Origin of the sequence: Wolbachia endosymbiont of Drosophila tsacasi, assembly GCF_028982115.1 — a bacterium.
GTDB lineage: Bacteria > Pseudomonadota > Alphaproteobacteria > Rickettsiales > Anaplasmataceae > Wolbachia > Wolbachia pipientis_B.
The window spans coordinates 1-9,596 of sequence record NZ_JAPQLJ010000037.1 but is presented as its reverse complement, the minus strand read 5'-3'; the positions used below and the strand labels follow the sequence as shown (position 1 = coordinate 9,596).

Annotated in this window: 8 protein-coding genes and 1 pseudogene; all 9 read right to left on the bottom strand. The window is 33.2% G+C overall.

Features of this window, described 5'->3' with window-relative positions:
- Window positions 1–600: 600 nt before the first annotated feature.
- Window positions 601–1,509, bottom strand: a pseudogene (locus OZD70_RS05900) (ATP-dependent Clp protease ATP-binding subunit); the annotation flags it as partial.
- Window positions 1,510–1,713: 204 nt separating this feature from the next.
- Complete coding sequence (locus tag OZD70_RS02350) at window positions 1,714–2,940, bottom strand: DEAD/DEAH box helicase (RefSeq protein WP_275020617.1); 1,227 nt, start codon at window positions 2,938–2,940, stop codon at window positions 1,714–1,716.
- Window positions 2,941–2,975: 35 nt separating this feature from the next.
- A complete protein-coding gene (locus OZD70_RS02345) occupies window positions 2,976–3,227 on the bottom strand; it encodes a cold-shock protein (RefSeq protein ID WP_275020615.1) in 252 nt (83 codons plus the stop codon).
- A gap of 174 nt (window positions 3,228–3,401) precedes the next feature.
- Window positions 3,402–4,736, bottom strand: coding sequence for a TldD/PmbA family protein (locus OZD70_RS02340; protein ID WP_275020612.1), 1,335 nt, complete (start codon window positions 4,734–4,736; stop codon window positions 3,402–3,404).
- Window positions 4,737–4,754: 18 nt separating this feature from the next.
- Complete coding sequence (gene atpG, locus OZD70_RS02335; RefSeq protein WP_275020610.1) at window positions 4,755–5,627, bottom strand: ATP synthase F1 subunit gamma; 873 nt, start codon at window positions 5,625–5,627, stop codon at window positions 4,755–4,757.
- A 209-nt stretch (window positions 5,628–5,836) separates the two neighbouring features.
- Window positions 5,837–7,057: a heme biosynthesis protein HemY gene (locus tag OZD70_RS02330; protein ID WP_275020608.1), complete on the bottom strand. Its 1,221-nt coding sequence runs from the start codon at window positions 7,055–7,057 to the stop codon at window positions 5,837–5,839.
- A complete protein-coding gene (locus OZD70_RS02325) occupies window positions 7,054–7,785 on the bottom strand; it encodes a hypothetical protein (RefSeq protein WP_275020606.1) in 732 nt (243 codons plus the stop codon). Before OZD70_RS02325 ends, OZD70_RS02330 begins: the two co-directional genes overlap by 4 nt.
- Complete coding sequence (locus OZD70_RS02320; protein ID WP_275020605.1) at window positions 7,778–9,007, bottom strand: lipoprotein-releasing ABC transporter permease subunit; 1,230 nt, start codon at window positions 9,005–9,007, stop codon at window positions 7,778–7,780. Before OZD70_RS02320 ends, OZD70_RS02325 begins: the two co-directional genes overlap by 8 nt.
- 133 nt (window positions 9,008–9,140) lie before the next feature.
- The coding region (locus OZD70_RS02315) for a transposase (RefSeq protein ID WP_275020604.1) at window positions 9,141–9,596 on the bottom strand (456 nt) is incomplete at its 5' end.

Sequence of the window (9,596 nt, the reverse complement as noted above, 5' to 3'; positions counted from 1 at the left end):
ATTAAGAAATTTACCAAACGAAAAAAAAGGCAAAAAAAGCCCCGGTTAATATCTATTTTCAGTATTTGGCGTTTTTTAAGTCTTAAACACTGCAATTTAGCTGCTTTTAAGTGCAACTAACCTTAGCTAAAATATTTAAGAAATTTACTAAGCAGAAAAAAAGGCAAAGAAATCCCGTGGTAATTAGTGTTCACTCCCTAATCCTGCAAATTGGCGTACTATACTGTCTTAAACGACTTATAAGCGCGTTTCAGCTTATATAGGCAAAAACCTAGAAATGTTGTGAAGACATAGGATGCACATAGTGCAAAAAATTAAAAATAAGACGCCAACTACGTTGTTTTCTTGCTGTTTAATCTGCACAGATGAAGATAACTGAATACCTTCAGTACCATGATATGTATAACAATGTTACAAAAAATAATATCATAGAATTCAGTAGGATAATTCCTAGAAAACCCCTACATACTAAAAAAAGCAAAATGCTGTTAAAATGAGCTTAAGAATAAATAGCAAACATCTAACATAACAATTCTATTTGTAAATCAGGTGAGGCTTATCCTATAGAAAGCTTTCGAACTACGCAAGCGTATCTTTTGCCATAGCACCTGGTTTTAACTCAATCGCTTTTATTATAGATTTTATTCTCTCTTCAAAATCACCTCTGTAGCGTGTCCCTGCAAGGAGTGATCCTAAATCCAAAGCATAAATTATACTGGACCTGAGCGCACTCGGAACACTGCCTTCAATGATCTTCAATACCAAACCCTCAACTATTGTTGTTTTGCCAACACCTGGGTCTCCAACATATAAAGGGTTGTTTTTTCTACGCCTCAATAATATTTCTATAGTGCGATTTAATTCATAATCACGACCAATAACATAATCTATTTTTTTGCTTCTTGCATAGTCATTTAAATTTTTACAATAACTTTGTAGAATTTCCTCATCTTTTAGTAGCTCACCTTTATTCACTGTAGTAGAAGCGTCATTATTTTTATCAAGTTTTACTTTATGATTGGTGGTGTATTCATCTATATCGTTAGAGTATTTCATATTAGATATATGGTAAATCAAATTGGAATCTTTCGCACTTTATTTCTGCAATAGATCTTCAACGTATAAATCTTGCTCAGACAAAATTTCTACTAGAACACTTGCTCCATTTATTTCTTTTTTCCCCAAGCTATGAGACCGTATTATTGCTCTGTGTATTATCCATTGAAACATTGAGCTAGGTTTAACTCCACTGATAATCAATGCAGAACTGCTTTGTAAAAACCCTTTTATATTATTATAATCATTAGCCTTAATATTGCATCTTGATAGAATGTTATCCATATTGATGATTTCATCGGCTCTGATATTACATCTTGATAAAACGTAATTTACATCCACGTCTTTAGTTAACGCCAGCAATAAATGTTCTACTTTCGCATATTTTAGATTAAAATTAGAAGCAATGAGTAGCGCTCTATTCAAACTTGCCTCTAAGTTTTTGGAAATCATCTCCTATTCTCTTTAAAAGTGGGAACTCATATATAATGAATAGCACACAATTATTAAAAAAATTGAAATCCAGCAGTTCGCTGTAGCCAATTTGAATCCCCACTCTGGATCTACGTCATAGCACCGTGATATCTCAACATAGATTCCGCTAATGAGTAGCGGAATGACGAGTTTTACGCTTATTAAGTTGTAGGTAAATCCTATTTAATATGCTTTTTCTAGTACTCTGCTTTTCTTCTTAAATGCATTGATCTTTTTTCTACCGTATTTAGTCTTTAACGTACTTAGCCTTTTAAAGACCTTTTTGCTATTACGTTTTTTAAATTGCACACTACAATCAAAATTTGGCTCCCCTTCTTTGTCTGCCAATGCAGGCAGTCTTCTCTTATCTTGAGGTGTAACAAAAGATAGCGCATGCCCTTCAGCTCCAGCACGTGCAGTTCTGCCTATACGATGAATATAGTCAGCTTGCGATTGTGGTGCATCATAATTGATAACATGTTGAATGTGGGGAATATCAAGGCCGCGAGAAGCAACATCTGTTGCAACCATGATTTGATTGCGGCCACGACGAAAAGAATTAATGACCTTTTCGCGCTTGTGCTGCCTTAAATCACCATGAATTGCTAAAGCGCTATAGTCATCTTTGTACAATCTGCTAGCTAGCTGATCCGCTCCTTGCTTTGTTTTGACAAAGATAATGATTGATCCTTCGCGCTGACATAGTTGTGTAACAAGCTTTTCATATTTTTCTGATTCTGATGCATAAACAATCTCTTGCTTAATTTTTACAGAAGTTGTAGTCTCACAATCAACAGAAATACGTTCTGGTCGATTAAGGTACTTCTCAGTAAGTTTAACTATATCACTAGGAAGAGTTGCAGAAAACATAAGAGTCTGCCGTATTTTTGGCAGATATTTCATGATCCCTTCAATTTGAATTCCAAAGCCCATATCAAACATACGATCCGTTTCATCAAGCACAAGAACGCTAACATTGCGAGTAATCAAAGTTTTACGCTCAATATGGTCTATAATACGACCAGGAGTACCTATTACAATTTGTGGTTTTTTCTGAAGCTGATTTAGCTGCCTAAAAATAGGCTCACCACCAATCAATAAAGCGACCCTTAGTGCAGAATTTTGAAATAAGAGTTTTCTTATCTCATTTGTGACCTGATGCGCAAGCTCCCTGGTTGGCACGATGACTAAAGCTGAACCAGTGTTAGGCTCATTCAGCAACTTAGCAACCAACGGAATAGCAAATGCCAAAGTTTTTCCAGTTCCCGTTTGAGCAGATCCGAGAATATCTTTACCTTGTAGCGCTAAGGGAATCGCTTGTATTTGAATCGGAGTTGGGACGAAAAGATTATTTTTATCCAGAGCTTGTGTAAGCAAAGCTGGGAGACCCATCTCATGAAAATCATTCACAATACGTTAATCCTATTAAAAGACTTCATAATAGATTAATCTTCCAATCTTAAATTTATTGCAGATTTTTTATCTTCTCCGTTTCTACTGCGCTCCTCTTTAACCTCATAACTCACCCTTTCTCCTTTTATCCCCTTCTCTTTATTCTCTCCTTTAAGTGTCTCAGGCCTTATTCCTGAACGTTCCAACGTGCTAATATGTACAAAAACGTCACCCCCTTTACCTTCTGGCTTGATGAAACCATAGCCTTTTTCGGCATTAAACCATTTTACATTACCAAATTCCATTTAAACAACTCCTAAATTATTAACTAACATTACTAATGTGATGAAAAACTTTGAAATTACGATTGAGAATGCTTTAAGCTTAGCTATTGAAACTAAACCTTTATACTCCATAGTCTATTCTTAACATTACATGACAATAATACACAATTGTTGTACTTAATGCAAATAAATTTTTTAATCATTAAGCGAACCTGCAACCGTCATTTCGCTAACTTTAATCGTTGGTGAATTAAATTGCCCACAAAAAGTTAGATCATCTGCAACGACTAAATTGCTAAACATATCCTTCAAATTGCTAGCAATGGTAATCTCATGTATTGGATACGTTATTTTTCCATTTTCTATAAAAAATCCGGAAGCGCCTTGGCTGTAATCGCCATTGATTAAATTAACACCAAAACCAAATAAATCAGTTACATATATTCCCTCTTTCACTTCCTGAATTAATTCTTCAAACGATACATTACCATTCTCAATGTAGAGGTTACTAGCTGCAGGAATAACTGCAGCATTACTTGCACGAGTTGCACTTCCGGTTGTTTCTGAGTCTAATTTTCTAGCCGAGTATAAGTCTAAAATCCAATTTTGTAATATTCCGTTTTTTACAAATATATTTTTCTTGCTAGTTATCCCTTCTCCATCAAATGGTCTCGATGCTATGCCTCTTGGCAACAATGGATCATCGATAATATTAATTCTATCATTGAAAATCTGAGCGTTTAAACTACCCCTCAAGAAAGAACTGTTGTTTATAATACTGCTTCCATTTATAGCAGAAGCAAAACTTTTTACTAGCCCTTTTGCTGCTCTTTTTTCAAAAATAACTGGAAATTTACCAGTTTTCATTGTACGTGAATTCAATTGATCAACTGCTCTTTTTGCTGCTTCTTTTCCCATTAACTCTGGCAACTTTAAATCACTAAAATTACATGCTATATCATAATCGTAACCAACCTTCATTTCACTTTCTCTTCCAGCAACAACAGAGACCTGATTAGCAAAAGTTGATTTACTAAACGAGCCAATAAAACCAGAAACAGTCGATAATACTGTATTCACTAAAGCGTATGAAGAAGAAGCTCCTTCAGAATTAGTGATACTCTTATGTGCAAGGGCTGAATTTTCTGCAGCTTCAGCAATTTCTTTTAGGTTATCAACGGTTACAACATTATTATCTGAGATACTTAAATCTGCAGAAGAGATATAATTACTACCATTTACAGCAAAATTGATACAAGGATCTTCTGGCGCATTCTTTGCCATTTCTACCACTTGGCTTACCGTATCACTAAGATTATTCAAATCGTTTGTAGAAATATACGCAGCTTTGTTCTTACCTGCTATAGCTCTGATTCCTACAGTGCAATTTTTAGATTGTGATATTTGCTCAATTTTTGATAGACGCTGAGAAACTGAAGTCTTATTAGTTTCATATATTGTAACTTCCGCATCTTGATTCTGCTTTTTTATTAATTTAGTGATATCTGCTGCAATATTTAATATATTCATTTTCTATTCCTTAGATTTCTATAAAGACTCTGCACCACCTATAACTTCAATTAAATCAGTTGTAATTGCTGCTTGACGAGAACGATTATAAAGCAATGCTAGTTTGTTCAGCATCTCTTTAGTGTTTCTGTTTGCTGATTCCATAGCAACCATCCTAGCACTATTCTCACTTGTTGCACTTTCAAGCAAAGCAGAGTAAAGAGCAATTACAACGTAATCTTGAACCAAAGATTTTAAAATAAATTCAATGTTTTGTGGTTCATACTCATAGCTGTAATCTGTTGTTGGACCAGCCAGAGAGTTGTCAATCAAGGATGAGTCTTCACTCCATGGTTTTATTGTTTCCAACATTGGCTTTTGCGTGAAGGTATTATAGAATTTACTATAAAAAACTTTAACTTTATCGTATTTACTTAAATCTATATCATCAAGCAAAGCTTCTACGTACTTTAACGTGATCCCCTTACTATTTTCAATTTTTAAGATACTTTTAGAGTCAAATCTATTTTTACCTACATCAAAAGCTTTTTTACCAAGAAATACAATATCTACTTTTTTGCCATTTGCGATTGACTTATTTACACGCTCTTGACTAAATTTGACAATAGAAGAGTTAAAGTTGCCGCACAAGCCACGATCAGACGCAACAATGAATACTAGATAAGAACCGTCATTACTGATATTTAGAATTTTTGCCAATAATTTTTGATCAATTGATAGCATTAATGAAGAAATAATGCTATGCAGCTTAGATATATATAATTTTGAATTTGATAATTTCTTTTGGCTTTGTAATAACTTTGCTGCAGAAACCATTTGCATTATTTTCGTGATTTTCTGTACAGACCTAATATTCTTAATTCTTAAGGATAATTCCTTTAAGCTCTTCATTTTGTATACAACCCTGATTTATTAAAATATATAATTGTTAGTGTCTAAAAGCAAGTTTTTTTGACATTAGAACCAAGTCTAGCTAAAAAACTTGCAGGTTTATTATTTTGAAATAAGGGTTATATTAAGAGATCTACTCCAAAAATTGTTCAATAGAGGTCTTTGATGGTAATTTCCCATATATTATTATCATCACACTTTGTGGAACCTTATAGTATATAACAAACGCAATTAAAACTATTGCAATTTGAACATTTATGATCCCATTGCTTTAGTTCTCTGTTACAATTTTTACACTTCCAGCCCGGATCAGGCAAAGCTTCTGAGCCCATCTTGTTTAGCCAACAAACTACCTTGTCGTGTTCTTGCAATGTAATCTTGAGTTGTATTACAATAAAGTAGATTGACATGTAATTAGCTTTTTTCATAGCAGTGTCTAAATATTGACTTGCAAGATCATATTTACCTGAACTCACTGAGGACAAAGCAAGTAAACAGTAACTAAAATAATAATCAGGGCGTAAGTTGTATAGTCTTTCAGCACCTTTACTATTTAAATTGATGTAGATTTTAGCTGACTGAGGAGTAGGATTTACTGCATATTCTGCCTCTAGCACTGCAGAAGCTTTTCTGATTTTTCCAAGTTTAATATATAATTCTACCTTTAAATAATTGATGGGCCGAAAAGTTGCATAATAACTTTGTGCTCTGAATAAAGACTTTATAGCTCCTTTAAAATCCCCTTTACTTTCATATTGTTTTGCCAAAGCACAATAAAAAACTGCAAACATTTCTTTATGGTCAAAGGGAAGAAAAATATTGAACTTAACTGCTTCCTTTAACCTCAAAATTGCATTAATCCAATCTTCTTTCAATATGCAATGCTCTATTTGAAAGGGAATAGATAGCATTTTGTCATTAATTGAACTAGAGCAATATTCTATAAATTTTTGAAAGACTACTCTTTCTTGTTTGAGGTAAACGATCAGCTTATTGGCCAGAAGTAGAGCTAAGTTACGATTTTTACTTGCAATATTTGTTAAACCGTTACTGAAAAAGCTGTAATTTCCCGTCTTACCTGAGTTAAAGAGCTTTATTAAAGATAACCTATTGCTTTTTTCATTTAAACTTTTAACTACCTTTTGAGCGTTCTCTATATTGTCTAAGTCTATGCTAAAGAAAGCTTCAAAAAGAAGCAATTCTTCCCTATCCCTTCTTCTGTTTTTTATATTGACAAATGTTGATGAAATGGAAGAAAAAAAGCGTGCAAGTGTAATTAATAAAAATAATAAAATTACACAAGTAAAAATAATGAAATATAGATCAATACTTATAGTGTAATTGCCTAATTCTAATTTTATTACTTCACCACTTACCTTGACCCATATGCCAAATAAAAACGAAAGAGCGAAAATTATAAAATAAATCATGAGATATATTGTAATAAGTGATGATATATTGTTGAAATATTCTTAGAAGCTACAATAAAACCATTCAATTTATTCAGCCATGGCTTGAATTCTGAATGCGTTAAATTGCTTACTGTAACAGTTATATTTTGCCAATCATTATCGTTTATTGACTCCTCAATTTCTGCGAATTTTGCCCTTAATGGGTCGTTTTTATCTTGTATTCTAATCCAGTTTGAAATGATTTTTTTAGACAATGTACTTTTATTGTAGTTAATAACAGCAATGGTCTTCTCAAAAGATAACTTCAACTCACGTAAAGTATCTACCTCTTTCAAACTTTCCAATTCACTTACTGCATTTTCTATCTCTGGATCATCAAGCTCTGATATCAAAGGCTTTATTGAATTTATGTGATTATCAAATTTTGCTTCTCGCAACAACGAATTCTTCATTTTAACTACAAGTAGCAGCAATCTTGCGAGGTTCTTATGCCTTGAGCTACCATCACCTTGCTCACATTGAGTGTGCAGACCTCTCTTTAGGTCAAATATCTTTTTTTCTACCCTGGATTGATTAACTTCAAATGACATTCTGAATTCATCTATTTTTTCCGTTAAAACATTTATATTGTTTTCGCTTTCTTGCTGAATTATTTTTAAAAAGATTATGTTATTTATTGTGATGTAACCGGTAAATAACAATACAATTAAGAACCAGCCTATGTACTTTTGCTGAGTATCATTCATAACGTAGTATCTCCGCAGGATCTTGTGCAGCTGCCTGCAATGCAGGAGCAATTGTCGCTAAAAATGATAAGAGTAACGCAAGTGCAGAAATACTTACTACATCTTGAGGGACTAATATCATCGGTAAACTTGAAAAAAAGTATATCATAGGATCAAACAGCTTAACGTTAGTAATGTTTTCTAAAAACACTCTAATACTTTCGATATTGAGAGAAAAAACGACACCTATAATACAGCCAAGACAAGTTCCCGTAAAACCGATTAATAGACCACAAGCGCAAAATATGCGCATAATGCTTCCACTTGTTGCACCAAATGTACGCATAATTGCAATCGCGGATTTCTTTTCTTGCACTATCATCATTAAATTTGAGATAATATTAAATGCTGCTACAACTATAATCAAAGTAAGAATTAAAAACATCACATTTCTTTCAGTTTTTAAAGCACTAAAATAATGGCTTTGCTGTGATTGCCAACTTTCAGCTTTCATTCCTATTTCTTTTTCTATAGCATCTGCCAGCTTACCAGCTCTAGTAACGTCGTCTACAAGTACTTCTATATTTTTTATGCTATTTTCATAATTAAAAAAGGCTTGTGCTGATTTTAGAGGCATATATATCAAGGTATTATCATACTCAAACATACCCATATCAAATATTGCTATAACTTTATATTTTTTCATTCGCGGCATTTCACCAAGTAATGCATCAAATTCTTCAGATGATATAAACGTAATTTTGTCGCCATAGTCAACGTTCAAAGCTTCTGCCAATCGTGCTCCTATTATTATCCCTTCATCAAATTTTTTTACATCACCTATAATTACATTATTTGTAATGGTAGTACTATCAAGCAAATCTTTAGTTGACACACCTCGCACTACGCTACCTGCAATTTTACCATTTGCTACAATAATAACTTGATCATTGGTCATAGGAGTAGCTTTTAATATACCAGGAATTTTCTCAATAGATTTCGAAACTGTGCAGTAATCTGAATTTATGTTCCTATAAAAATAAACATTAATATGGCCATCAATGCCAAGTATTGAGTCAAGCAACTTTGCTCTGAATCCGTTCATCACAGACATCACCACTATTAGTGTTGCAACTCCAAGGGCAATGCCGATAATAGAGAACAAAGTCATTATAGAGCAAAATCTGGCATTTTTCGCTCGCAAATAGCAAGCAGCCATAGTAATTTCAAAGACAATGGACATTACAAAACATTTTGAGGTTAAACATTATATTCTTGAAACTTCCTATAATTGTAGACTTTTCTTTATTTGAAAACTAGATATTTTTACTCCTTTAAATTTAGCAGACTTATAGAGTATCTTTAACATTAGAATTTCAAAATTTTCCATATACATCTTTGATCAAAATTTTTACAGCTCTTTCCTTATATCGTATTTCATAGTATTCCATTCCTTTTTTTACATATTCTTGTCCGTATTTGAGCATACTATAAAATATGCATGCTATTTTTCTTGCAATAGCTGTTATTGCTTTTGGTGCTCCTAATCGTTTTTTTAATCTTCTGTAGTATGCACCCAATGAACTTTTACTATTTCCTACAGAATTAGCAGCCATTCGAAATGCATTCGCAGCACGATTAATGACTTTACGCGTTCTTGTGCTAAACACTTTTTCTCCTGTAATTTTATTGGCAGGGCTGAGTCCTAACCACGATGAAAAGTGTTTTTCTGTTGACCATTTATTATGGTTTATACCAGTTTCTGAAATTATAGTCTGTATACTTAGTATATCAAGCCCTGGAACTTTAGTAAAATCCATACCAGTTATTCG